This window comes from Phyllobacterium pellucidum, assembly GCF_013327855.1.
Taxonomy (GTDB): Bacteria; Pseudomonadota; Alphaproteobacteria; order Rhizobiales; family Rhizobiaceae; genus Phyllobacterium; species Phyllobacterium pellucidum.
This window is the reverse complement of sequence record NZ_JABUMX010000008.1, coordinates 124,014-149,897: the sequence shown is the minus strand read 5'-3', so window position 1 is coordinate 149,897 and position 25,884 is coordinate 124,014. Positions and strand designations below refer to the sequence as shown.

The 25,884-nt window shown below is 58.4% G+C and carries 23 protein-coding genes; 11 read left to right on the top strand and 12 right to left on the bottom strand.

Features of this window, described 5'->3' with window-relative positions; translation table 11 throughout:
* Positions 1 to 79: 79 nt before the first annotated feature.
* Positions 80 to 829, bottom strand: a complete 750-nt coding sequence (gene otsB / locus HQ945_RS22160; RefSeq protein ID WP_091922752.1) for a trehalose-phosphatase — start codon at positions 827 to 829, stop codon at positions 80 to 82.
* A 149-nt stretch (positions 830 to 978) separates the two neighbouring features.
* Between otsB and HQ945_RS22155 the strand changes: the two genes are divergently transcribed.
* From HQ945_RS22155 to hflX, 10 genes are all read left to right on the top strand, one after another.
* Positions 979 to 2,436 carry an alpha,alpha-trehalose-phosphate synthase (UDP-forming) gene (locus HQ945_RS22155; protein WP_113280533.1) on the top strand — a complete coding sequence of 486 codons (1,458 nt, stop codon included), beginning with the start codon at positions 979 to 981 and terminating at the stop codon, positions 2,434 to 2,436.
* 25 nt (positions 2,437 to 2,461) lie between these two features.
* Positions 2,462 to 5,149 (top strand): malto-oligosyltrehalose synthase, encoded by a 2,688-nt coding sequence (gene treY / locus HQ945_RS22150; protein WP_113280532.1) that lies wholly within the window; start codon positions 2,462 to 2,464, stop codon positions 5,147 to 5,149.
* Positions 5,150 to 5,243: 94 nt separating this feature from the next.
* A complete protein-coding gene (locus HQ945_RS22145) occupies positions 5,244 to 7,496 on the top strand; it encodes a sensor histidine kinase NtrY-like (protein ID WP_113280531.1) in 2,253 nt (750 codons plus the stop codon).
* A gap of 1 nt (position 7,497) precedes the next feature.
* Positions 7,498 to 8,859, top strand: a complete 1,362-nt coding sequence (gene ntrX / locus HQ945_RS22140) for a nitrogen assimilation response regulator NtrX (protein ID WP_027233296.1) — start codon at positions 7,498 to 7,500, stop codon at positions 8,857 to 8,859.
* A 7-nt stretch (positions 8,860 to 8,866) separates the two neighbouring features.
* Entirely contained in the window at positions 8,867 to 10,243 is a 1,377-nt protein-coding gene (gene trkA, locus HQ945_RS22135; protein ID WP_113280530.1) for a Trk system potassium transporter TrkA, read from the top strand.
* Between the two features lie 20 nt (positions 10,244 to 10,263).
* Positions 10,264 to 11,028, top strand: a complete 765-nt coding sequence (locus HQ945_RS22130; protein ID WP_174208520.1) for an MBL fold metallo-hydrolase — start codon at positions 10,264 to 10,266, stop codon at positions 11,026 to 11,028.
* Positions 11,029 to 11,036: 8 nt separating this feature from the next.
* Complete coding sequence (locus tag HQ945_RS22125) at positions 11,037 to 12,131, top strand: lactonase family protein (RefSeq protein ID WP_091922764.1); 1,095 nt, start codon at positions 11,037 to 11,039, stop codon at positions 12,129 to 12,131.
* A 12-nt stretch (positions 12,132 to 12,143) separates the two neighbouring features.
* Complete coding sequence (locus tag HQ945_RS22120) at positions 12,144 to 13,010, top strand: D-amino-acid transaminase (protein WP_091922766.1); 867 nt, start codon at positions 12,144 to 12,146, stop codon at positions 13,008 to 13,010.
* A gap of 121 nt (positions 13,011 to 13,131) precedes the next feature.
* A complete protein-coding gene (gene hfq / locus HQ945_RS22115; RefSeq protein ID WP_008129219.1) occupies positions 13,132 to 13,371 on the top strand; it encodes an RNA chaperone Hfq in 240 nt (79 codons plus the stop codon).
* Positions 13,372 to 13,420: 49 nt separating this feature from the next.
* A complete protein-coding gene (gene hflX / locus HQ945_RS22110; RefSeq protein WP_244532872.1) occupies positions 13,421 to 14,785 on the top strand; it encodes a GTPase HflX in 1,365 nt (454 codons plus the stop codon).
* Between the two features lie 5 nt (positions 14,786 to 14,790).
* Here the strand turns inward: hflX and mazG are convergent, their stop codons facing one another.
* The 10 genes from mazG to HQ945_RS23070 form a co-directional block, all read right to left on the bottom strand.
* Positions 14,791 to 15,612 carry a nucleoside triphosphate pyrophosphohydrolase gene (mazG, locus tag HQ945_RS22105; protein ID WP_027233291.1) on the bottom strand — a complete coding sequence of 274 codons (822 nt, stop codon included), beginning with the start codon at positions 15,610 to 15,612 and terminating at the stop codon, positions 14,791 to 14,793.
* Positions 15,613 to 15,763: 151 nt separating this feature from the next.
* Positions 15,764 to 16,489 carry a class I SAM-dependent methyltransferase gene (locus tag HQ945_RS22100; protein WP_091922769.1) on the bottom strand — a complete coding sequence of 242 codons (726 nt, stop codon included), beginning with the start codon at positions 16,487 to 16,489 and terminating at the stop codon, positions 15,764 to 15,766.
* Between the two features lie 162 nt (positions 16,490 to 16,651).
* Entirely contained in the window at positions 16,652 to 17,122 is a 471-nt protein-coding gene (locus HQ945_RS22095; RefSeq protein ID WP_091922771.1) for a YbaK/EbsC family protein, read from the bottom strand.
* Entirely contained in the window at positions 17,119 to 17,928 is an 810-nt protein-coding gene (locus HQ945_RS22090; RefSeq protein ID WP_091922773.1) for an MBL fold metallo-hydrolase, read from the bottom strand. The genes HQ945_RS22095 and HQ945_RS22090 overlap by 4 nt, the downstream gene beginning before the upstream one ends.
* Positions 17,921 to 18,709, bottom strand: coding sequence for a TatD family hydrolase (locus tag HQ945_RS22085; RefSeq protein WP_113280558.1), 789 nt, complete (start codon positions 18,707 to 18,709; stop codon positions 17,921 to 17,923). The genes HQ945_RS22090 and HQ945_RS22085 overlap by 8 nt, the downstream gene beginning before the upstream one ends.
* Before the next feature lie 17 nt (positions 18,710 to 18,726).
* Positions 18,727 to 20,274, bottom strand: coding sequence for a methionine--tRNA ligase (gene metG, locus HQ945_RS22080; RefSeq protein ID WP_113280528.1), 1,548 nt, complete (start codon positions 20,272 to 20,274; stop codon positions 18,727 to 18,729).
* A gap of 85 nt (positions 20,275 to 20,359) precedes the next feature.
* A complete protein-coding gene (locus HQ945_RS22075) occupies positions 20,360 to 21,421 on the bottom strand; it encodes a DNA polymerase III subunit delta' (protein ID WP_174208519.1) in 1,062 nt (353 codons plus the stop codon).
* Positions 21,418 to 22,089 (bottom strand): dTMP kinase, encoded by a 672-nt coding sequence (tmk, locus tag HQ945_RS22070; RefSeq protein ID WP_027233284.1) that lies wholly within the window; start codon positions 22,087 to 22,089, stop codon positions 21,418 to 21,420. Before tmk ends, HQ945_RS22075 begins: the two co-directional genes overlap by 4 nt.
* A gap of 75 nt (positions 22,090 to 22,164) precedes the next feature.
* On the bottom strand, positions 22,165 to 23,394 hold the full coding sequence (locus HQ945_RS22065; protein WP_246272759.1) for a D-alanyl-D-alanine carboxypeptidase family protein: 1,230 nt from the start codon (positions 23,392 to 23,394) through the stop codon (positions 22,165 to 22,167).
* On the bottom strand, positions 23,363 to 24,604 hold the full coding sequence (locus HQ945_RS23070; protein WP_174208518.1) for a septal ring lytic transglycosylase RlpA family protein: 1,242 nt from the start codon (positions 24,602 to 24,604) through the stop codon (positions 23,363 to 23,365). The genes HQ945_RS22065 and HQ945_RS23070 overlap by 32 nt, the downstream gene beginning before the upstream one ends.
* 236 nt (positions 24,605 to 24,840) lie before the next feature.
* Here HQ945_RS23070 and HQ945_RS22055 point away from each other — a divergent pair, with 236 nt between their 5' ends.
* Positions 24,841 to 25,383 (top strand): carboxymuconolactone decarboxylase family protein, encoded by a 543-nt coding sequence (locus HQ945_RS22055; protein WP_174208517.1) that lies wholly within the window; start codon positions 24,841 to 24,843, stop codon positions 25,381 to 25,383.
* A gap of 3 nt (positions 25,384 to 25,386) precedes the next feature.
* Here the strand turns inward: HQ945_RS22055 and HQ945_RS22050 are convergent, their stop codons facing one another.
* The gene (locus HQ945_RS22050; RefSeq protein WP_113280524.1) at positions 25,387 to 25,812 is read right to left on the bottom strand and encodes an OsmC family protein; all 426 of its coding nucleotides are present in this window, start codon (positions 25,810 to 25,812) and stop codon (positions 25,387 to 25,389) included.
* Positions 25,813 to 25,884 lie beyond the last annotated feature (72 nt).

The following is a 25,884-nucleotide window of genomic DNA, read 5'->3' as shown; positions in this document are numbered from 1 at the left end:
TAAAAGCAACCGCCGCAATAGGCCTGCGACATCCAATTCCCGGCGCACATCGATCCGCCGGGAATTTCAAATCAAGCGCTCAAACTGTAGCTGAAATTTTGGCGATCCATTTGCGTACGTTGTCGGGTGTACCGACGGTGAACTGGGCCTTGCTATCCCCCGTTCCCACCTTGACCGAACGTCCGCCGACCTCATTGACATAGCCAAACATCGCTTCATCGGTGATGTCATCGCCAATCGCAATGGGCAGTCGACCCTGAAACGGTGGGTGTGCCATCAGCCGTATGAGGGCTTCGCCCTTGCTCGTGCCGCTCGGCCGAATTTCGACAACCATCTTTCCGTCCTGCCGGACCCAGTTCGGGCCAAGCTCGCTCAGAAGATCGGAAACCCGCTGGTCCACTTCACCATGCGCCGCTTCCGCCTGCCTGTAATGGACAGCGAGGCTGATCCCCTTATCTTCGATAATGATACCTGGCCACGTCCGCACGAGGTCGTCGAGTTCGCGGCGCGCATCGTCCAGATCGGTATCATTGACGGGAATGCGCTTTACGGACCCATCGAGCGTGCTTCTGAGTTCTGCGCCGTGCAATCCTGCTGCTGCAAACCTGCAAGGTTTAAACAGCGCGTCGATTGATGCGATTGAGCGGCCGCTGACCAGTGCCAATGCTCCGCCTAGCCGGGCCGCCAACTGGCTGATTTCATGCGGAAGAGAAGGAGGTACCTCGACACTATCGGGCGTCGCAGCAATGTCGATCAACGTTCCATCGACATCAAGGAAGAGTGCCCACGAGCCGATTTTCGCCGGGAGTACCTCGCTGACATCGTACATTACCCGTTCCTTCGCTGAAGCATTTCATTCGAATTTTTGGCTGTTCTCACCAAACCGATTAGTTCCCGGATCGTTCCATTGCGAAATATTTCGGGAACCAATCGTGGGTCGAGAAGTTAGCCCTACTCTCATGAAACTGGGGTATTGATATGGAACGCCTTGTTGTTGTCTCAAATCGGACAGCCGATCTGGGAGGCAAAACACTGAGCGGGGGGCTTGCAGTCGGAATTGTCGATGCGCTGAAAAGCAGCGGCGGGATGTGGATGGGCTGGAACGGCGATATCGTCGACAAGTCCCGTTCAATGGATGCGCGCGTCGAGACCTACGATAATGTCGCGTCCCTGACCATGCCTCTGACGAAAGAGGAGCATAACAACTACTATCTTGGCTTTGCCAACAAGGTCCTGTGGCCAACATTCCACTATCGGCTCGACCTTATGGATTACCGAACCGAGTTTGCGCGCTCCTATGCCCGGGTGAACGGCAAGTTTGCCGACATTCTCCATCCCCATCTGCGCGACGACGATCTGGTCTGGGTGCATGACTACCATCTTATTCCCCTGGCTTCCGAACTTCGCGCCAAGGGTTGCAATCATAAGATTGGCTTCTTCTTGCACATCCCCTTTCCCCCCTCGGATATTTTTTCAGCAATCCCACGGCACCAATGGCTGCGTGAATGCCTGCTGCAGTTCGACTTGATCGGGTTTCAGACACAGAACGATGCAGACAATTTCTGCCGCTATCTGAAAGGCAATTCGGACGTCAAGTTCCTTAGCCCCGACAGGATCAGGTGGCACGACCGGACAATCAAGATCGGTCACTTTCCGATCGGCATAGACGTCGATCAGTTTGCTGCCATGGCGCAGGAAACCGACGAGGAGATCCAGCTCGAGCGGAAGCGGCGTAGTCTGCTCAAGCGCTTCCAGGTCATTTCGGCCGATCGCCTCGATTATTCCAAAGGACTGCCGCAGCGCATGAAGGCGTTTCGAAAGTTTCTCGATACATCCCCGGAATATCGCGGACATGCTGAATATTTGCAGGTGGCCTCACCCTCTCGCGAGGACGTCACTGCTTATTCCGACATCCGCGGAGAACTCGAACAGCTTTCCGGGGCGGTGAACGGCAAGCACGCCGATATTAATTGGGCTCCAATCCAATATATCAATCAGAGCATATCACGGGAGCGGCTGGCGCTCCTGTTCCGCTGTAGCCTGATCGGGCTTATCACGCCGCTTCGCGACGGCATGAACCTCGTCGCCAAGGAATACATCGCCGCCCAGGACGATGAGGATCCCGGTATCCTCATTCTGTCGCGGTTTGCGGGCGCCGCCGAAGAGCTTGGCGATGCGCTCATCGTCAACCCCTATGATGTTAACGAGGTTGCGCAAGCCATCAAGAAGGCGGCGACGATGCCTATGGATGAGCGCAAGGCCCGTCATCGCAACCTCTTCAGTCAGATTTCGACCAACAATGCCGATCTTTGGCAGCGCCGCTACGTTGCGGCGCTGCGGTCGGTCGAGCCCAATGTTCAACGCGCGCAACTCTCGTCACACGCGAAGTGGCGCAAAGAGCCCGGCTTGGGGACCATGAGCAACAGCCGGCATTAATCTGCGAGAGCTGTCGAGCGAAAGCATGTACACACCCAAATCAGCATATCGGATCCAACTTCGCCACGGGACGACCTTCAGGCACGCTGCGGATGCGGCCGGCTATATGAGCGACCTGGGAGTGGATGCCCTCAGCATGTCCTCGCCATTCCAAAGCGTGCAGGTCGGTGAGCATGGTCTGGCGACCGTCAGCCCTGCGGTTCTGGATGTGGAATTGGGTGCAGAGAGTGGGTTTGCCGAACTGAATTCCCGCCTCGCCGGAGCCGGCTTGGCTCTGATCATCGATCTCAACCCCAGCCGGATGCCGGCGTCGTCCGAAAACTCATGGTGGTTCGATGTCCTCGAATGGGGAAGCAGGGCGACCTATGCCGGCTATTTTGACATAGACTGGGCTGGACCGGTCCTGTTGCCAGTCCTTGAACGGCCGATGGGTGAGGAGATTGAGGCCCGCCTTCTCACAATTTGCTTCAATCGGCGCCTTGCAAGTATCGGCATTGCCTATCGAGGCGTCTTTCACCCCTTCGAACCGTCTTCTTACGCCGCCGTGCTCCATCGCAATGAAACCGCACTGGCGGCCGAGCTGATTGGGGTGGCGGACCAAGCCACCCCCGAAGCCGCCACTAAGTTTCACAGAGAAATCGCCCGTATTCTCAAGGAGGCTGACACAGCCGCGCTTATCGATCTGGCTGCGCATCTTAACAATGTTGCCGGTGACGCGGGGTGGCGCGATGCGATCTTGGATTTGCAAAATTGGCGGTTGGTGGAAAACGAAGCACCAGCTGCGCGCAACGCAGGCAATTCGAGCCTGACTGTTGGATTGCGCCACGAAGAACCCGATGTGTTCAAGGATTTTCACCGTGAGCCGCTTTCATTGCTGCAAAGGACGCAGGTGAGAGGTTTAAGGGTGAACGACATCGATATGTTGGCTGACCCGGAGTCCTATACGCGGCTTTTGCGTCAACGGGCTGGTGAAGATGCGTTCCTGATTGCCGACAAGATAGTTCTCAAGGGGGAAAGCGCCATCTCGGAATGGCAGGTAAACGGTACGGCAGGCTATGAATTTATCGGTACGGTCACCGATCTTTTGATCGACCCGCAAGGCCTGTCGATTTTACAACGCCATTGGTCGAAGCTTGATCCAACGACTGAATTTGCTGGCGACCATAACCACGTCAAAGTAAACATTCTGCACGCGGCCTTTACCGATGATCTCGCCCAGCTGGTGCAACTTTTGACGGAATTGCAGCCGCCAAGCGATGAGCCGACGATGCTTAGCCGCGCCGTTGTCGACCTTGCAACGGCGCTCCCCGTCTTTCGCGCGTATTCCAAGGACGGAAGGATATCGCCGTTCTATGCGCGGGCGCTGCGTTCCACTGCTGCCCAGGTCTCGAAAAGAGAGGGCCAGACCCCTGAAGAGAACGACGTTTTGAGCTTTGTGCTGGGGGTCATGCAATCGCCGGAAAAAACAGTGAACGCCGCGATCGCCGAGACATTTTCCGGACGCTTTCAGCAGTTGGCGGCAGCGGTGACGGCGAGTTCATTGGAGAAGTCCTACCAATATACGCGGGGGCCCATCGCCCTTGATGAGCTTATCCTGAAATCAAACGTCAAACCCGATCCCGTCGGGTCCTTTCATCACTCCATGCATGAAAAGGCGAGGACCGAGCCTTCTGGCATGCTGGCGACCTCTTACAGCTATGCCACCAAGTTCGGTGAGGATGCACGAATGAGGCTTCTCGCGCTCTCCGAAGCACCTGAACGGTGGGCGTCCGCCGTCGAGCGCTGGCGACAGAGCCAGGCCGGCAACCTCGTCACGATCGAGAATGCCGTTGTCCCGGACGCCAAGGCTGAGTGGCTGCTTTATCAAACGCTTGCCGCCATCTGGCCTGCCTCCTTGCTCGTGCACGACAAGGCTGGTCTCGCCTTGGTTCGCGATGAGCTCGTGGCATTCATGTCGGGCGCTATTCGCGAATCCGATTGGTTGTCCCTCTGGACGGGCACTGACAAGCCCTATGGCAAGGCTGTAACACACTGTATCGACCGTCTTTTCGCCGACGAGGAATTCCTGGGAGATTTTGTCGAAACGGCAAGGCCGTTCTGGCTTGCCGGTGCGCTGAACGGCCTTTCGCAAACCGTCTTGAAACTTACCGTACCGGGTGTTCCGGTCATACGCGCTGGCTCCGAAACCTGGGACATTTCGCCCACCGGTCAATTCGGCTCGCACCCTGTCGACTTCGGTGAACTGAGAAAGGGATTGGCCAACGCCAGCCAGACGCAACTGAATGTCCTGCTCGAAGACTGGCATTCGGGCACGGTGAAGCTGCGTTTGGTGCAAGCCTATTTGCAGCTGCGCCAGCAACGAGCCGACCTGTTCTTGCGTGGCCAGTATATCCCACTGCATGTAAACGGCGATCTGGCGGACCACGTCGTCGCGTTCTATCGGGAATTTGAAGGGCAATATCTAATCGTTGCGGTTCCGCGACTGTGTTTTGCCATGCTGAAACAGTTCAGCAGTCCATTCCTACCGCTATCGGACTGGGAACAGACGTCGCTGGCGCTTCCAGCGCAATTACGTGGCGTGACCCTCCGGCACTTGATGACCGGGAATCAGACCAAACTGAGCGCCAACTACTCCTTGGCCGAGGGATTTCGCGAGTTTCCAATTCTGACTTTGGTGTCTGACGACGACATATTCGAGCCTGTGGAAACCTGATTTCAATCCGAAACTTTGCACGATGTCGCGGGCGAGCGTTGCATTTCCGCCACAATGTGTTGCATGACTGCCACGTGGTTGGAATCACATAACAATGCTCTTATCAAATTCGGTCAATCTGTTTCAGACGTCAGGGACTGGCGCTGCACGTAGTGGCAGCAACCAGCGGTTTTACTCGCGTGCAGGTATTGCAACCGTCATTCTGGCCCTGCTGACGACCGGCGTTACCTTCCTGATCCTGACCGATATGACGCCGATTCATCCGAACAGCGAGGTCACGCTACTTCTCACCAGCATCAATGCCGTTTTGATTCTGGCATTGATGATCCTGATCGGCCGTGAAATCTACCGCATTGCCCAGGCGCGCAGCCGCGGAAAGGCGGCTTCCCGACTGCATGTGCGGCTGGTCGTGCTCTTTTCGCTGGTGGCGGCCGTGCCGGCAATGATCGTTGCCATCGTTGCGTCTGTCACACTCGATCTTGGCCTCGACCGCTGGTTTGAAATGCGAACCACGACGATTGTCAATTCATCCATAAGCCTCGCCAACTCGTATATCCAGGAAAGTGCTCGCAATCTGCAGGGTACGACACTGGAAATGGTGAACGACCTCGACGGGATGCGTACGCTCTATAACCTCGACCGCACCGGATTTACCCGGCTGATGACGCAGCAGGCGCTCGGACGCGGCTTGATCGGCGCTGCGCTCATTCGGCCGAATGGTGATATCGCGGTCCGTGCCGACATCAAGACCGAGGTGACTATTCCTGCGGTGGCCAGATCAGTGCTCGACACCGCCGCCGACGGCAAACCCGTTCTCATTCCGCCGGAACAGACCAATCTCCTGAGCGCCGTCATCAAGCTGCGGGAAATTCCGGGCCTTTTCCTTTATGCGGTCAGGCCTGTCGATGCCGATATTTTGAGTTCCAGCCGCCTCATGGAGCAGCGGGCCGAGGATGCACAGAAGAACGACGGCAAAGGCATCACCACGCAGATTTTGTTTGCGCTTCTCTATTTCGGGCTGACGCTGACGCTGCTCCTGTCCGCGATCTGGACGGGTATTGCGGTTGCCGATCGCCTTGTACGGCCGATCCGTTTGCTGATTGGCGCGGCAGATAACGTCGCGACAGGCAATCTTGATGTTTCGGTGCCGGTACGCCGCTCCGATGGCGACGTGGGTTCCTTGTCGCAAACCTTCAATACAATGGTCGAGCAGTTGAATACTCAGCGCAGGGAACTCGTCACGGCCAAGGATCAGATCGACGAACGCCGGCGCTTTTCCGAGGCTGTGCTGTCAGGCGTGACGGCGGGCGTGATCAGCGTCAACGGCGATGGCGTCATCGGCATTGTCAACAGATCCGCCGAGGCGATGTTCGAACTCGACGCCGTCGATACGGTTGGGAAGAACCTTACCGCGCTCGTCCCCGAAATCGGCCTTGTCTTCGAGGTTGCGCATGCCACCGGACGCTCGGTTTACAGGGAACAGGTCAGCATGTCGCGGCGCGGCAGTGCCCGCACGTTCAACGTGCAGATTACCCTGGAAGACGCGGAAGCGCTCGAGCACTCCTATGTCGTCACCGTCGATGACATCACCGATCTCGTCGAGGCACAGCGTTCTTCGGCCTGGGCTGATGTCGCCCGGCGCATCGCCCATGAAATCAAGAACCCGCTGACGCCCATTCAGCTATCGGCTGAACGCCTGCGCCGCCGGTTTGGCAAGGTCATCACAGAGGACCGCGAAGTCTTCGATCAGTGCACGGAAACGATCATCCGCCAGGTTGGCGATATCGGCCGAATGGTCGATGAGTTCTCGTCATTCGCCCGCATGCCGAAGCCGGAAATCAAGACGATGGACCTGCGCGAAGCCTTGCGTGAAGCCTCCTTTCTCGTTGAGGTCAGCCGCAGTGATGTTCGCTTCGAACGTCATTTCGGCGATGAGCCGCTTTCTGGTGAGTTCGACGGGAGGCTGCTTGGGCAAGCCTTCGGAAATGTTATCAAGAACGCTGCAGAATCCATTGATTCTGCAGTAAAAGATGGCATAACTGATGGTCATATTCTGATCCGTGCCAAGCGCCAGGACCAGCAACTCATCGTCGAGATCCTCGACAATGGCAAAGGCCTCCCGCGCGAGCATCGCCAGCGCCTGCTCGAGCCCTACATGACCACCCGGCAAAAGGGGACCGGGCTTGGTCTTGCTATCGTCAAGAAGATTGTCGAGGACCACGGTGGCCAGATCGAACTGCATGACGCGCCGGACGATTTCTACGCCGGCCGAGGCGCCATGATCCGAATGATTTTTCCTACCGCAAAGGCTTCGACCGAGGCCGCAAATAATAAGCAGGTGAATTGAGATGGCATCTGACATCCTTGTCGTCGATGATGAGATCGACATCCGCGAACTAGTTGCAGGGATACTTGGCGACGAGGGCTACGAAACCCGTGTAGCCTCCGACGCCGATAGTGCCTTGACTGCCATCGACGACCGAATTCCGCGTCTGATCTTCCTGGATATCTGGATGCAGGGAAGCCGTCTCGACGGCCTCGCACTGCTCGACGAGATCAAGCAGCGCCACCCAGAGATCCCGGTGGTGATGATTTCAGGGCACGGCAATATCGAAACCGCCGTATCTGCGATCCGTCGCGGCGCCTATGACTTCATCGAGAAACCTTTCAAGGCGGACCGGCTGATCCTCGTCGCCGAGCGGGCGCTCGAAACCTCAAAGCTGCGGCGCGAAGTTTCGGATCTGCGCAAGCGGTCCAGTGAGAGCTTCGAACTGCTCGGCTCGTCGCTGCCAATGAATCATTTGCGCCAGACCATCGAGCGTGTCGCACCGACAAACAGTCGCATCATGATCACGGGTCCATCGGGCGCGGGCAAGGAATTGACGGCACGCGCGATACACGCGCTGTCCATCCGGTCCAAGGGACCATTCGTCAATCTCAATGCTGCGACGATCACCCCGGAGCGAATGGAAATCGAGCTGTTCGGGACGGAATCCGATGGCGGCGAGCGCAAGGTCGGCGCGTTGGAAGAGGCCCACGGCGGCATCCTCTACCTCAACGAAATCGCCGACATGCCGCGCGAAACGCAGAACAAAATCCTGCGCGTCCTTGTCGATCAGCAGTTCGAACGGGTAGGGGGTACGAAGCGGATAAAGGTCGATGTCCGCATCATCTCATCCACCGCCCAAAACCTCGAGGCGATGATTGCCGAGGGGCGTTTCCGCGAAGATTTGTTCCATCGTCTCGCCGTTGTTCCCGTCATCGTGCCGCCGCTTGCAGACAGGCGCGACGATATCCCGGCTCTCGTCGAGTTCTTCATGACCCAGATCGCCGACCAGGCCGGCATCAAGCCCCGCAAGATCGGCCCCGACGCCATGGCGGTGCTGCAGTCGCACTCCTGGCCCGGCAATATTCGCCAGTTGCGCAATAACATCGAGCGCCTGATCATCCTTGCCCGGGGCGACGATCCGGAAGCGGTGATCACTGCGGATCTCTTGCCGGCGGAGATTGGCGATACCTTGCCCAAGGCGCCGACCGAGTCCGATCAGCACATCATGGCGTTGCCGCTGCGCGAAGCGCGGGAACGGTTCGAGAAGGAATACCTCGTCGCCCAGATCAACCGTTTCGGCGGAAACATCTCGCGCACCGCCGAGTTCGTTGGTATGGAACGCTCAGCACTGCACCGGAAGCTGAAATCCCTCGGGGTCTAATCGCAAAATGCGCGTCATCATCTGCGGCGCTGGACAGGTAGGCTACGGCATTGCCGAGAGGCTAGCGGCCGAGGGCAATGACGTATCTGTCATTGATATGTCATCCGATCTCATCGAGATTGTCGGTGACACACTCGACGTTCGCGGGTTCGTTGGCCATGGTGCACATCCCGACATGCTTGAAAAGGCCGGGGCGGACCAGGCCGACATGATCATCGCGGTAACGCTGTTTGATGAAGTCAACATCGTCGCCTGCGAAGTCGCCCACGCGCTCTTCAACGTCCCCACAAAGATCGCGCGTATCCGCGCTCAATCCTATCTGCAGTCGCACTACCAGGACCTTTTCTCACGCGAACACATGCCGATCGACGTCATCATTTCGCCTGAACTCGAAGTCGGGGAAATGGTCTTGCGCCGTATCGCGCTGCCGGGCGTCACCGACGTCGTTCGCCTCTGCGATGACAAGGTCGCGGTGCTGGCCATCGAATGCCTGGAGGATTGCCCGGTCGTCCATACCCAGCTGGCGCAGTTGACCAGCATGTTTCCCGATCTCAATGCCACGGTGATGGCAGTGGTCCACGATGGCAAGCTGGCGGTAGCGCATTCAAGCGACCAATTGATGCCCGGCGATGTCGCCTATGTCGCGACACCTTCAGCGCAGATTGCACGCACGCTGGCCCTGTTCGGCCATGAGGAACCTGAAGCGACTCGGATTGTCATCGCGGGCGGCGGCAATATCGGCCTTTACGTGGCCCAGACCATTGAGGAACGCCAGCCGCGGACGAAGGTCAAGGTTATCGAAGCCAGCCTCCGCCGGGCCAATTCTATTGCCGACGATCTGCATCGCTCACTCGTCCTCCACGGCAGTGCCCTCGATCAGAAGCTATTGCGCGAGGCCGAAATCGAGGATGCGGATCTGATCGTTGCGCTGACGAATGACGACCAGGTCAACATGCTGGCCAGTGTCATGGCCAAGCGTCTCGGGTGCAAATCCAACCTCGTGCTCATCAACAATCCCGACTATCTCGATATTGCGAAATCGCTTGGCATCGACGCGCAGATCAGCCCGCGCAGCGTCACCATCTCCCGCGTGCTCCAGCATGTACGGCGCGGCCGCATTCGTGCAGTGCACAGCATCGAAAATGGCCAAGCCGAGATCATCGAAGCTGAAGCGCTTGAAACGTCGCCGCTGGTTGGCGCGACGCTTGGCGAACTCGATCTGCCTGACGGACTGCGCATCGGCGCGATCTATCGTAACGGCGAACTTATTAAGCCGCAGGGCAGTACCCGGATCAAGCCGCGTGATCGCGTCGTTCTCTTCGCCACGGCGGAGACGGTCAAACAGGTCGAACAGATGTTCCGCGTCAGCCTCGAATTCTTCTGACCCCCAGAAAGGCAGATATCATGAAACTTCAGCTCTTTCGCAATGCCACGCTCAAGCTCGACTATGCCGGCTCGGTCATATTGATCGATCCGGATTTTGGACGAAAGCACAGCAGGCCGTCATTCACCGGGCGCTCTCCAAATCCGATGGTCGAACTGCCGGCATCGACGGACGAGATTTTGGAAGGTGTCGATTTTGTCCTCGTGTCGCATCTTCATGCCGACCATTTCGACAAGGTCGCACAGGACCGCGTACCGAAGCACCTGCCGCTTATTTGCCAGCCGGGTGACGAGGACACGATCAGGTCGTTCGGGTTTCTCGACGTCACACCGCTCTATGATGACCTGACCATCGACGGCATTCACGTGAAGCGCCGTGAGGGGAACCACGGATCGGGTCCGGTTCTCGAAAAGATGGGAAAAGTGATGGGCTTTACCATCGAGGGCGAGGGCGAGCCGTCAATCTATTGGGCGGGCGATACGATTCTCTATCCCCCGGTGCGCGAGACCATCGAGACGGCTGAGCCAGATATCATCATCACCCATTCCTGCGGCGCCAAATGGGACGACGTATTCATCGTCATGGATGCTGAACAAACCAGCGACGTGTGCGAAATCGCGGCTCCCCATACCAGGGTCATTGCCGTTCACATGGAAGCGCTCGACCACGCGACGACATCGCGGGAAGAGCTTCGGGCCTATGCGAACAGCCGGTCGGTTGATAAGCATAGACTCATCATCCCCGACGATGGAGAAATCCTCCATCTGACAGCCCCCACTTCGTGAGACCATCCATGCCAAACACATTCGCATTCGTCGGAACGCAAAATCGCAACGGCCAGGGCACAGGGATCAGCGTCTATCGCTTTGACAGCGCGACTGGAGAACTGACCCTCGCCAGCGAATATCTCGCCATCGACAATCCGGGCTATCTGGCTATCGACGAGACGCGCAAGCGTCTCTACGCCGCCGTCGAGATCCCCGCCTGGAATGAGAACATGGCCGTCGCCTTCGATATCGACCCTGAGACGGGTGCACTCTCCTACATCAACATGCAGCCGACGCTCGGCAACACGACGTGCCATCTCGGCTTCGATCAGCGGGGGGAGACCATCTTTGCCTCCAACTACACCGTGGCCGATCTTGGCGAGCAACCCGGCAATGCGGTGGCGGCCTTCGCCCTGCGGGAAGACGGTGGGCTGGAGCCGGCCTTTGCCGCCGCGGCACACGAGGGCAAGCACGCCATCATTGCCACCGACAAGCGCCAGCATGGCCATTGTGCCGTGGCAAGCCCTGACAACCGCTACCTCTTCGTCTGCGATCTCGGCCTCGATCGGATTGTCGCTTATAATCTGCCGAAGCAAGGTGAGGCGATGACACTCGCGTCAGCGCCGTTCGTTCAGTTTCCGGACGGTGCGGGCCCGCGCCATCTGACGTTTCATCCAAACGGCAAGGTCGCATACGTGATCAACGAATTGAACTGCACCGTCAGCGCACTGGACTACGATCCAACCGATGGCGAGCTTTCGATCCTTCAGACGCTGCCCAGCCTCCCGGACGATTTTACCGATACGAACACCTGTGCGGAAATTGCGATCAGCAGCGATGGCAAGTTCCTGTACGGATCCAATCGCGGCCACAACAGCATCGTCAGTTATGCCGTTGCACCTTCCGGCGAGTTGTCGCTGATCGGCTGGACGCCGTCGCAGGGTATCGGCCCGCGCAACTTTACGATCGATCCGAGCGGTGCGTTTATGCTTGTCGCCAACCAGAAGGGCGGCGGCATTGCCATCTTCAAGCGCGATGTTGCGACGGGTGCGCTTTCCGATACCGGCAAGCGGGTCGACCTGCCCAACCCGATGCGCATCGTCTTCGGCACGTTCGGTTGAGGTTGCAAGCAGATGTCACGCATTGCCTATGTCAATGGCCAGTATGTCCAGCATTCGGAAGCGGGAATTCATATCGAGGACCGCGGTTATCAGTTCGCTGACGGCGTCTATGAAGTGTGCGAGATTGCGCGCGGCAATATCATGGACATGACCCGCCATCTCGATCGCCTCAATCGTTCGCTCTCGGAACTGCGCATCGCCTGGCCGATGGACCGCAAGGCGCTCATCGTCGTGATCAAGGAGGTGGTAAGGCGCAACCGCGTTTATAACGGGCTCGTCTACGTCCAGGTCACGCGCGGCGTCGCCAGGCGCGATCATGTGTTTCCCGCTGCCGGCACGCCTTCATCCATCGTCGTCACCGCGAAGCGCACCGATCCGAAAGCCTCGGCGGCGCGAGCGGCCAAGGGAATCAAGGTGATAACCGTGCCCGAAAATCGCTGGGAGCGCGTGGACATCAAGTCGATCGGTCTATTGCCCAACGTGCTTGCGCGCCAACAGGCGAAGGAGGAGGGTGCACAGGAAGCCTGGTTCATCGATCCCGACGGTACCGTTAAGGAGGGCGCGGCGACCAATGCCTGGATTGTGACCAAGGACGGTACGCTTGTGACCCGGCCGGCCGAAAATGGCATCTTGCGCGGCATTACCCGCACAACCATCTTTGATGTGGCGAAAAAGCTGGGGCTGAAGATCGAGGAGCGGGGGTTTTCAGTGGACGAAGCCAAGAAAGCCAAGGAGGTTTTCATGACGGCTGCGACCACTGTTATCATGCCAATCGTTGCGATTGACGGCGAATCGGTGGCAAATGGCCATCCTGGAGAGACTACACTTTCCTTACGGGAAGCGTTTTTTGACGTTGCGGAAAGAACGCCAGCCTGTTAACCGGAGAGTGAGGGGACTAACAGACGCACTTTTTCACCTCCCGTAGGAGTCGATTCATTTCCACTCCTGCTGCCGAATGTTGTATGAGACGCTTTGCTGATCGCATAAAAGGACAAGAACAATGGCTGAACGATCGCAGAATCTTCAGGATCTTTTTCTGAATTCAGTCAGAAAACAAAAGATTTCTCTGACAATTTTCCTCATCAATGGTGTGAAACTGACCGGCATTGTCACTTCTTTTGACAACTTTTGCGTGCTTTTACGCCGTGACGGCCATTCGCAGCTCGTCTACAAACATGCGATCTCGACCATAATGCCGAGCCAGCCCGTGCAAATGTTCGAAGTTGAAGAGAGCGACTGAAACCAATTTGACCAAAGAAACCCGGCGTAACGCAAAGAAGTCCAGCCCGATTACCGACAACGGTGAAACGGCCAGGGAACTGACGCGCGCTATCGTGATTGTGCCGATCCTTCCGCAACGCTTTGCCGATGGCGGCAGGGATGCGGGCAATCACAGCAGTTTCCAGCATGAATTCCAGCGCAGCGACGAAGCCCGTCTCGAAGAGGCTGAGGGCCTGGCGCGCGCCATCGATCTCGACATCGTCCATTCCGATATCGTCCAGGTTCCCAACCCGCGACCGGCGACCTTGCTTGGAACGGGCAGGGTGGAATCGATCGGCGAACTCGTGGAAGCGTCGCATGCGGAGCTCGTCATCGTCGATCATCCTTTGACGCCCGTACAGCAGCGCAATCTCGAAAAGGCATGGAATGCCAAGGTCCTCGACCGGACCGGGCTCATCCTCGAAATCTTCGGGCGCCGGGCGCAGACGAAGGAAGGCGCGCTGCAGGTTGAACTTGCGCATCTGACCTACCAGAAGGGCCGGCTCGTGCGCAGCTGGACCCACCTTGAACGCCAGCGCGGTGGCGGCGGCTTTCTCGGCGGTCCCGGTGAAACCCAGATCGAGGCCGACAGGCGTGCCTTGCAGGAAAAGATCCTGCGCATCAAGCGTGAACTCGAAACGGTTGTCCGCACGCGCACGTTGCACCGTGCCAAACGCAAGAAGGTGCCGCATCCGGTCGTGGCGCTCGTCGGCTATACCAATGCCGGCAAATCGACCTTGTTCAACCGGCTCACGGGAGCAGGCGTGGTAGCTGAGGACATGCTGTTCGCCACGCTCGACCCGACGCTGCGCCGCATCCGCCTCGAACATGGCGAGACGATCATCCTTTCCGATACGGTAGGTTTCATCTCGAACCTGCCGACACATCTGGTAGCGGCCTTCCGTGCCACGCTCGAAGAGGTGGTGGAGGCGGACCTTATCCTGCATGTGCGCGATATCTCCGACCCCGACACGGCCGCTCAGGCTGAAGACGTTCATGCGATCATGGAAAGTCTTGGCATTGAACGCGGCGACTCCAAGCGCATCATCGAGGTTTGGAACAAGATCGATCTCCTTGATGAGGCTGGCCGCGAGACAGCATTGCGCCAGAGCGCCGCGGTTTCCGGAATCGAGCATCCGATCCCGATTTCGGCGATCACAGGCGAGGGCGTGGACGCCCTGCTACATGAGATCGAGGGCCGCATCTCCGGGACACTTTCCCGGGTCAAAGTCACGCTCAAGCATGACCAGATGCGCTTGATGGACTGGATTTACCAGCATTCCAGCAATGTAAAGCGCAAGGACCTCGACGACGGATCGATCGCGCTGACCATGGACATGACGGTAGCCTCAAACCAGATGCTCGAGGAAAAGCTTGGCCTCAATGCGCGGTAGGGCGCTTACTTTTCGCTCTTCGCCTGCTGCCATAGCGCTTCCATCTCTTCGAGCGTAGCCGCGCCAAGCGATTGATCCTGTTCGGCGAGCTTGCGCTCAATGTAGTGAAAGCGCTTGCGAAACTTCTCGTTCGTCCCGCGCAACGCGCTCTCCGGCTCGAGTTTGAGATGGCGGCCGAGATTGACGATGGCAAAGAGAAGATCGCCATATTCCTCCTCGGTATCCTTATGCTCGCCGCTGGCGATCGCTTGCTTCAACTCGCCGATTTCCTCTTCGATCTTGTCAAGGATGGGCGCAGCCTCCGACCAGTCAAAACCGACCTTGGCGGCGCGCTGCTGCAGCTTCAGCGCACGCATCAGCGCCGGGAAGCCGTGCGGAATATCGTCGAGAAAGCCCTCTTTTTCGGCAAGACTGAGATTGAGCGCCGCGCGCCGCTCGCGCCGCTCCGCCTTTTCCTCGGCCTTTATCTTGTCCCACATGCCCTTGGCCATGCCGGCGCCACGCGCCGCTTCCTCGCCGAACACATGCGGATGCCGCCGGATCATCTTGTGCGTGATCGCCTGAACCACGTCGCCGAAATCGAATGCCTGCATTTCCTCGGCCATGCGGGCATGAAAGACAACCTGAAGCAGGAGATCGCCGAGTTCTTCGCGCAGATCGTCGATATCGTCGCGTTCGATGGCATCGATCACCTCGAAGGCTTCTTCGAGTGTATAAGGCGCGATGGATTTGAAATCCTGTTCAAGATCCCATGGGCAGCCGGTGACAGGCGTGCGCAGGGCCTGCATGATATCGAGGAGACGGGAGATATCGCGTGATGGTTTCATGGATAGAGCATAGGCCACGCCAGTGCTGCCGAACATGACGGATTGGATCGCAAGCGAAATTTGTCCACAACATCTGGATAAGGACGCCTTAGGGGGCCCCGTCGTAATGGGAGCGGGGCCGCAACAGGTGATTTCGTAGGTGACGACCACTCTAAAGCGCTGTACGCCAGGCGATCCACGCACCCCAAAACAAGCTTGAAAAGAATCCTTCCGGTCGTTCAAAACCCGCATTAGCAAGCAGGCTGAACACCTCATCTTCAGATGCAGGTGGGTCGGCACCCTGCAGGATTTTGCCAAGCTTTACCTTGACGTCCTCGCTGGTTGCACCATGCATCCGCCAGCGTTCTCCCCATGCGGCAAGCAAGTGCGGCTTCTTGGCATAAACATAACGGTTGCACGCAAGGATGAGAGGCGCACCCGGCGCGATCCGATTTGCGATATCGTTCAGTATGGCGTTCTTTGCATCATCACCGGGCAGGTGATGCAGCACCCCTAGCATCATGGCGGCATCAAACGTTGCATCTGTCGAGAGCCCGTCCAATGTGCCCAGATGCAGTTCGGTTCTGTCGCTTAGGCCTTGCTCCTCAAGGCGCTGCGCAGCGCGCGCAAGCATCGGTTCCGAAGGGTCAATGCCAACGAAGCGCCAAGTGGGTTCGATTCTGGAAACTGCGGTTATTTCCTGAGCAGTGCCACCCACACCAACGATGAGAATGCGACGGTTGCCTCCAGGTCCGAGCGTGGCAGCCAACATGCAGGCGGCAAGCTCATGGCATGCCTCATAACCAGCCAGCGCTATCCGGCTCTGCGTTTCGTATTCATCCGCTCGCGAGCTATCGAACTTTTTGGCAGATTGGAGTTCACGATCGTCGCTTTTCATCTTCAGTACTTTTCTCCGGACTTCATATGCCTTGAATTGCGGGGCATTGCATCCTCGTGAAAACGAGGAGGGTTTTGTACGTGTCGCACTTCAAACTTGAACCCACCATCCTAAATAAAAAAGTCACATAAGATAGATTATGGAACTAACATATAGATACAATCAGCCGGCAATATCCGTAATTTGGGCCTTTGCAGCCCTTACCAAGGCTTTGGGATCGCTGGGAAACACAAAATTGGTGCCGCCTGCCGCCGCCCAGACAACATCGTACTGCATCAAATGCTCATCGGCATAAGCCGCTATGTCGATGAGATGGCCTATGGGTGCAACGCCACCAATAGCAAAGCCGGTTTCCTTGCGCACGTGCTTCGGATCGGCACGGTGCAATGCTTCGCCCGTCAAACGCGCGGCCTTGCCGAGATCGAGTTGCCGCGGACCGGACACCAGAAACAAATACAGCTTCGCGGTCTCAGCGCCTTGAAAGATCAGCGACTTGACGATCTGACCGACGGTCACGCCGCATTGCACAGCCGCGTCTTCGGCCGTATGGGTCGAATCCGGCATCTCGCGAATCTCGATCTCGAAGCCGGCGGCATGGGCTGCCTGGCGAACACGTTCGACGCTCTTGCTCATAGGTTGACCTCGAATGTCAGTCCATCGAACGCGGGTTCGACATGATCGGGCGTTTCGCGCATGACCGTCTCGTAGTCGAGCGGCACATGCATGTGGGTCAGGATTGCTCGACGCGGCTTGAGCTTATCGATCCATTCAATTGATTCTTCTAAAGAAAAATGGCTTGGATGCGTCCGATACTGCAGAGCGTCGATCACCAGCGTATCGAGGCCAGCCAAGGCAGAGGCCGTCGCCGCAGGAAAGGCGCTCACGTCGGAGCAATAGGCAATATCGGCAATGCGAAAGCCGAGCGAAACAATGTCTCCATGGATCTGCGGCAATGGCAGGAAGCGTATCGCTCCGCCCGCACCTTCGATCGCGAAACTCTCGTCATGGATAATCTCGTGCGGCCGCAATATCGGCGGATAACTCGATCCTTCGGGTGTCTTGAAGCAATATCCGAAGGCGTCATAGAGCCTCGTCAGGGTTTGCGCATCCGCATAGATATCGAACAGATCGCGGCGATCGATGACAAAAGTGCGCAGGTCGTCAAGCCCGTGAATATGGTCGGCGTGAGGATGTGTATAGACGACAGCGTCGAGCTTGCCCGAACCGAAATCGATCATCTGCGAGCGGAAATCCGGGCCGGTGTCGATGATAACGGTGGTAACACCGCCATTTTCGGAAATGCGCTCGACCAGCATCGAGGCGCGGCGGCGACGGTTCTTCGGATTGACCGGATCGCATTTGCCCCAGTCGCCATTGATGCGCGGCACGCCCGGCGAAGAGCCGCAGCCGAGAATCGTGAAGCGCAAGCGGTCAGGCATCGGCGGGCCTTGGCATCTTGGTGAAAAGCCGGAACACGTTTTCAGTCGTCAGGTGGGCGACCTCTTCCTCGCTGACGCCGATTGTCTCGGCAAGGACGGCTGCCGTATGGCGCACGAAACTCGGCTCGTTGCGCTTGCCGCGATGCGGCACTGGCGCAAGATAGGGCGCGTCGGTCTCAACCAGCAGGCGATCACGCGGGACATTACGGGCTATGTCACGTATCTCGGGCGAATTCTTGAAGGTAAGTATGCCTGAGAAGGAAACATATCCGCCGAGATCGACGCCGACCTTGGCGAGTTCTGCGCCAGAGGAAAAGCAGTGCAGGATGAAAGGGAAGGTCCCCCTCCCCGATTCTTCCTTGAGGATCGAAATCATATCGTCATCGGCGTTGCGCGCGTGGATGACCAGTGGAAGCTGTGTGACGCGCGCCGCTTGAATGTGCGTGCGCAGTCCCTGCGCCTGCGCTTGCGGTGGCGCGTAGTCATAATGGTAGTCGAGCCCCGCTTCGCCGATCGCCACCACCTTCGGATGCTCTGCCAGACGGATCAGCTCGTCGGCTGTTACGTCGAGTTCCTCATGCGCGTTGTTCGGATGCGTGCCAACCGAAGCATAGACACTGTCATAGCGTTCGGCGATGGCAAGGATCGTGTCGAAGCGCCGGACACGCGTTCCGATCGTCACCAGACGCTTGATACCGTGATCAAGCGCCCGCTGGACGATGGCATCCCGTTCTTCCTCGAAATCGGCAAAGTCGAGATGGCAGTGACTGTCGACAAGCATCGTCATTCGCTGTCCGCTCAGGCTTCTTTATCGGCTTCGACATAGCGCGGAAAGATCGGCTGCGGTGCCGGCAAGTAAGCTCCCGCAACGAGCTCGCCGCCAGTCAGATCGGCGAAGTTGCGCTTGTCGGACGGGATCGCCAGGATGTCGAGCAACTTGGCTGCGGACCCTGGAATAAACGGCAGACAGAGAATGCCGACGCGGCGGATGACTTCGGCTGTCACATAGAGAACTGTTTCCATGCGCGCCGGATCGGTCTTCTTGAGCGCCCATGGCTCCTGCCCGGCGAAGTAGCGGTTTGCCTCGGCCACGACAGCGAAGATTGCGCCAAGCGCGAGATGCAGCGCCTGCGTAGACACTGCCTTTCGCGCCGTGTCGAGGGCTGTCAACGCCTGGTTGAGGATCGCCTGATCCGCATCGTTGAACGCCCCGGGCTGCGGCACCTTGGCGCCGCAATTCTTCGCGATCATCGACAGCGAACGCTGCGCGAGATTGCCGAGATCGTTGGCAAGGTCGGCATTGGTCCGGTTGACGATGGCCTCATGGCTGTAATTGCCGTCCTGCCCGAACGGGATCTCGCGCAGGAGGAAATAGCGCAACTGGTCGAGCCCATAATGTTCGACGAGCGAGATCGGATCGATGACATTACCGACCGATTTCGACATCTTCTCGCCGCGGTTGAAGACGAAGCCGTGTCCATAGACCCGTTTCGGCAGCTCGATCCCGGCAGAAAGCAGAAACGCCGGCCAGTAGACGGCGTGGAAACGAATGATGTCCTTGCCGATGACGTGAACGTCTGCCGGCCAATAGCGCCAGCGCTCGGCATTCGTGTCCGGGTAGCCGGCGGCAGTAATGTAGTTGGTGAGTGCATCGACCCACACATACATGACGTGCTTTTCATCGCCGGGAACGGGGATTCCCCAATCGAAGGTGGTGCGCGAGACCGACAGGTCCTTCAATCCCGACTTGACGAAGGAAATCACCTCGTTGCGGCGTTCCTCCGGTCCGATAAAACCAGGATTGTCGGCATAGAGCTGAAGCAGGCGATCCTGGTACGCGGACAGGCGGAAGAAATAACTCTCCTCCTCCAGCCACTCGACAGGCGTTCCCTGGGGCCCGTAGCGCACATTATCCGCACGCACTTCCGTCTCTTCTTCCTGATAATAGGCTTCGTCGCGCACGGAATACCAGCCGGCATAGGAATCCTTGTAGATGTCCCCCGCCTCTACCATCTTCTTCCAGATCGCTTGCGATGATGCGTAGTGCCGCTCTTCGGTGGTGCGAATAAAATCATCATAGGAAGCATTAAGAAGCGTACCCATGTCACGGAAAAGCTTTGCATTTCTGTCGGCGAGTTCACGCGGGGAAATCCCCTCCTTGCGTGCCGTCTGCAGCATCTTGATGCCATGTTCGTCGGTGCCGCTGAGGAAGAGAACATCCTTGCCATCGTGGCGATTGAAACGGGCAATCGCGTCCGTCGCAATCAGCTCATAGGCATGGCCGATATGCGGGCTCCCGTTCGGGTAGGAAATGGCAGTGGTTATATAGAATTTTTCGCGGCTCATGCTGACCTGATTTCGTCTTTGTCTCGGAAGCTTGGGAGGCTTTGACATAACTCATGTCCGGCGCGATTGCCAGACCACCAAAGCCCTATCTGGCGTCTGCAAGAGCGCGATGCATTCGCTCGAGGAAGATCAGTACAGTCTGCTTGCGGTCGAGATTGTAGGCGGCGGCATCCCTCGCCTCGTTCTGCATCTCGTTCCAGAGGTTGGACCACCTGCTTGCCCTTGCGGTATCGCCCTGCTCTGCCGCCAGACGTGCCTTGAGCGCGATCCGGTCGAAGAGACCTTCCAGAAAGAGATCGTACTGGATTTCAGCTTCGCGGGCCGATAGCGCCGAGGCCAGCGCATGCGCCTTTGGCACATCGAATACTGCCTTGGCGAGAACGCCTTCCACGGCCTCGGCAATTTCAAGGCCGCCGAACGCCAGAAGCAACGCCGCCTTGCGCACGCTGCCATCGGCTTGCGCGATGAGCGCCTCGACATCGCCGGCTTGCGCGGAATCGAGCTTGATTGCGCTTAGCGCCGATATCAGATCGTTCCGCTCCAGCGGCTCAAACCGCAGCGACTGGCAGCGCGATCGGATCGTCGGCAGGAGACGGCCGGAGGAATGCGATATCAGAATAAAGAGCGTTCGCTGTGGCGGCTCTTCAAGCGTTTTCAACAAGGCATTGGCGGCATTGCGGTTCATGTCGTCTGCGGGATCGACAATGACAATGCGCCAGGAACCGTCATGCGATGTCCGGTTGAGGAAATGCGTGACCCTTCTGATCTCGTCGATGGTGATGCCGGTCTTGAACTTGCCCGTCTTGGCATCGACCGGCCGCGTGATGTGCAAGAGCGCAAGGTGCGTGCCGCTGGCAATCTGCCGGTAGGGTGCAACCGTGAAATCCGGCTCGGCAAGTGCCGGCGGCGCAGCGTGAGCTTGCGGGTGGCTGAGCATGTGCCCGGCGAGATGGAAGGCAAGCGTTGCCTTGCCGACCCCCTGCGGTCCCTCCAGGAGAAGAGCATGGTGCATATGGCCGGATTGATAGGCCTGCGCCAGAAACGATCTAATCACCTCGTGTCCGAACAGGGCAGAATTGGCAGAGGGTGACGGGACACCGTCTATTGTGTCATGGGTAGCCGGAACGTCGAGGATCGCGTCGGTCATCGTGCCACCTCGGCAGTCCGGACAGCTTTCATGCCCCGGCTTGCCTTGAGGTCGTCGACAAGCTCGGCGATCTGGCGGGCAATCTCGCCTGCCGGCCGGTCGCCGGCGATCACCTTGCAGCGCTCGGGTTCGGCATCGGCAATTGCGAGATAGGCATCGCGCCGCTTGGCATGCATTTCGACCGTTTCCTTCTCGAAGCGGTCGGCGGTGCCCTCGCCGCGTCGCGCGTTGGCGCGCTGGAGACCGACCTCCGCCGGCAGGTCGAGAATGATCGTAAGATCTGGCACCAGCCCGTTGATTGCCACCTTCTCGATGGCGTGCATGAGATCAGGGTCGAGGTCGCCCGTCACACCCTGATAGACCCGGCTCGAATCGATATAGCGGTCGCAGAGCACCATCCGGCCCGACCGGAGCGCCGGACGCATGACCTGCTCCACATGATCATTGCGGGCCGCAGCGAAAAGCAGCGCTTCCATCGCGGGCCCGAATGGCTCCGCCGCACCGCTCAAGATGACGTGACGCAGTGCCTCGGCGCCGGGTGAGCCGCCGGGCTCGCGCGTCGCCAGCACGTCATCGCCGCCTGCGCGCAGATGTTCGGCCAGCCGCGCAATCTGCGTTGATTTGCCAGCGCCCTCGCCGCCTTCGAATGTAATGAATAGTCCTTGCACGCCGCCGCCGTCTTTCGATGCAGAGTCATTTTAAAGATGGTTCTAGCGCCCGCAAATTAAAAGGTCGAGGCGTGTTCAGAACTTGAGTTGCCTCGTCCAGCCCGTGGTCAGCTCCAGCATCGCATCAATGCTGCGCTTCTTCAGATCGCCGGTCTCCACGGCCTCGGCCGTGAACACGGGCGTTTCCTGGACAAGCTCGTCGCCAATCCAGATGCGCAACACGCCCGCCTCTTCCCCCGCCTTTATGGGCGCGACGAGTGGTCCCTTGTAAACAACATGCGCTTTCAGCCGGTCGCGATTGGCCACGGGGACCAGCAGGCTGATTTTTTCGGTTGCTTTCAGCGGCACGCTGGACTTCGTGCCGCCAAAGACACTCGCCTCCCCGATCGTTTCGCCTGCGGCAAAGATATCGATTTCCTCGAACGCCTGATACGCCCACTCGAAGATGCGCTTTGCCTCTTCGGCCCGCTCCTTGTCGCTGGCAAGCCCGCTCAAGGCAACGACATAACGCCGGCCGCCGTGCTCCGTGGCGCCGACAATGCCGTATCCCGACTGTTCGGTGTAGCCGGTGCCCATGCCGTCCGCACCAATATCAAGGCGGAGCAGCGGGTTGCGATTGCGCTGGAAGATATTGTTCCAGGTAAAATTGTCCTGCGCATAGGTGTGATAGAATTCGGGATAGCTGCGCTTTATATGGCGGGCAAGCGCGACGAGGTCAGTCAGCGAAACGCGCTGCTTCGGATCCGGCAATCCCGTGGAGTTGACGAAGGTGGAGCTGTTGAGCCCCAGTTCCTTCGCCCGCGCATTCATCATTTCGGCGAATTTTTCCTCCGAGCCGGCAATGCCTTCGGCAAGGATAATGCAGCCATCATTGGCCGACTGAACGATAACGCCCTGTATGAGATCGCCGACGCTGACCGCCGATTTGAGCTTGGCGAACATGGTCGACCCACCCGATGGTGCACCACCGGTACGCCAGGCGTGTTCGCTGACCGTATACTGCGTCGAAAGGTTGATCTTCCCCGCCTGCAACTCATGGAATACGACTTCCATCGTCATCAGTTTGACGAGCGCTGCAGGCTCGATGAGAGTCTCCGGCATTTTGGAATAGAGCACCGTACCGGTCTGGTCTTCGACCATCAACGCCTGCTTGGCCTTGGTGTCAAATAGCTGCTCCTGCGCATCGGCAGCGAAGCCTGCGACCATTACCACTGCAATGCCAAGGACAATAGAACGGATGGGCGCTTTCAACGCGACGACAAGGCGTCGGCAATCAGTTCCCGTCATCGCGAACGACAAATGCATCGCCTGCCCCGGCCGCCCAGGCGGCCTTGAGCAACCGGTCGGTATTCTTTCCGGAATCGGCACGGGCAATGAGCTCTATCCTGCGCCCTTCAGGGCTGGCGACTTTGGTCATCTCGACTTTGCCGAACGCCGAAAGGGCCGCGACCATCCGTCCGGCCGCGCTCTTGCTGGCAAACAGGCCGATTTCGACATATTCGCCGGATGATCTGCTGACGACCGCCCCGTTCATGCTCTTCCATGAAGAGGAAATCGCCGACGAGGAGAGAATGCCTGTAGTCGCCTCGATCGGCGCATTGGCGGTTTCAATACGCTCACTGGCATAGGAACTGACGAATGGCGATCCCGCCTTGCCGCCCTTCAGCGAGCCGATAAGGATCGTCGGCTTGTCGTCGATATAGGGCCCAACCAAGGGCAAGACCGGGTCGATATCGATACTGAAGTTCATGGCTGCCGCCATCGGCACAGGCTGCGGCTGGCCCCCGTCGATCCGCGCCGCCTGTTGCTCAAGCGAAAATGCCTGATTGCCAAGGCTGGCCACCTGGATGCCGGCGGGCTGTTGCGGCTGCATGCCGGGTATCGGCATCGGCACGCGCCGCGTCGGCGTGCCGCCGTTCATGGCGATCATCACTCCGGATGCCGGCTGGCCGTAAGGATCGACGCCAGGCGCGTGATATGAGGCCATGAGAAAGCTGTCATCATTGCCTTCGAGCGGTGCACGGCCAACATACTCGACCTTGACGCTAGCGGTGCCTGTGTCGTGGTAGTCCAGCACCATCGCGGCCTTCTGCGATAGATCGATGAGGCGGTCGGAATGATAGGGTCCGCGATCATTGACGCGGACGATGACAGAACTGCCATTGGAAAGGTTGGTGACGCGCGCATAGCTGGGCAGCGGCATTGTCGGGTGCGCCGCCGTCAGCCGGGACGTGTCGTAAATTTCGCCATTGGCGGTCAGGCGGCCATGAAACGCAGAGCCGTACCAGGACGCCTTGCCCTGGCGCCGATAGCCCGGCTCTTCCTTGGGATAGTACCACTTGCCGGCAACCTTGTAGGGCTGGCCGACGAGATTACGGCCGCCACCGCGCGGAATGTGGCGCAGATCGGTGACGACCCGCGGGCTCGCCTTCACGCCATAGGCGGATTCGGCGAAATATTCCTTGGGGTGCTGCTTGCGTGCGACTGTCACTTTAGGGGAAGCACAGGCGGTCATCAGAGCGCCCACGGCAACAACCCCCACAACTTGAAAAGCTTTGGCTTTTGACAATGTTGACCATCGGCCGCGCGGACCGTCCCCAGGAATGGTAATGTATCGATAGCAGATCAGAACGTTGACGCAAACCCCGACGCCCATCCGGGATGCACCAATATGAAATTGCCACTGATAGGTTGATAGGCCCTTAACAGGCTCTATAGTGCGGCAAGCCTATCAAAAATATGGATATTTCCATGAGTCGCATATCTGCAATCGACTATGCCGCCGCTTCCCCCAAAACACGCGCCGAACACGACCGTGAGCTGCAATTACGCGGGCGGATGACCAACATGAAGCGCATAATGCTGCATTCTCCGGTCGCCCACCGCATTTATGCCGAGTGGTTCACGTTGCGCGATTTGCTGCGGCCGGCCTTGAGCGACCGGGAAATCTGGCTCCTGTCGCTGGCGATTTCCGAAGCGAGCCAGGCGCGCGTTCCCGCCACCTTTTTTCGCCGGGCCTTGATCGAGTCCGGACTGGAGCTGGAAGCCGTGGTGCCGACGGCCCGCGAAGAAGCGCTGATCGATTTCGGACGGGCCATTGTCGTAAACTCCAATGCCGTAGCGGACGAATTGTGGAACAAGCTCGCTGCCAGCTATGATGAAGCCACGCTCGTCAACCTCGTCGCCTTTGCGGGGATCATGATTGCGACGACCATTTTCACCAATGTCGTCAATGTGGATCTCGATCCCGAGCTCGAGCGCTACGCCGCAGCCGGCGATAGCGCGGCCTCTTGAAGATCAGTCGCGAAGGGTCGTTACGAATTGCGCGTCGCCACGCAGCGTGTTGGAAACGGTGCAGATTTCCTCGGCTTTTTCGACGATCTGGCGCCGCGTGCCGGGGTCGAGATCGCCATCAATCTCTATGTCGATGTTAAACGACGCAACGCGGGATGGCTCGTCATGCGCCTTTTCGCCGGTGACATGGACACGCACTCCCGCAAGCTTTTCCGAGACACCGAGCTTGTTTGCCGCAATCCGCGCGCTGAGCGCGATGCAAGCCGAGAGTGACGCGTAAAGCAGGTCGAGGGGATTGAACCCCGGCTGCGAGACGGAGGTGACGATGTTGATTTCGCCGCCTGTCTCGGACGTTATAACCGGCAGTACCTTGCCCTTGAGCACTGCCGTGGCTCCAACGGCCCTGGTGCGGATCTTGAGTTCTGACATCTGCGGCTTCTCACTATGTTACCGTTGTGCTTCCTCTACTTTGAAGGCACGCTGTAGGACAAGTCCACGGCA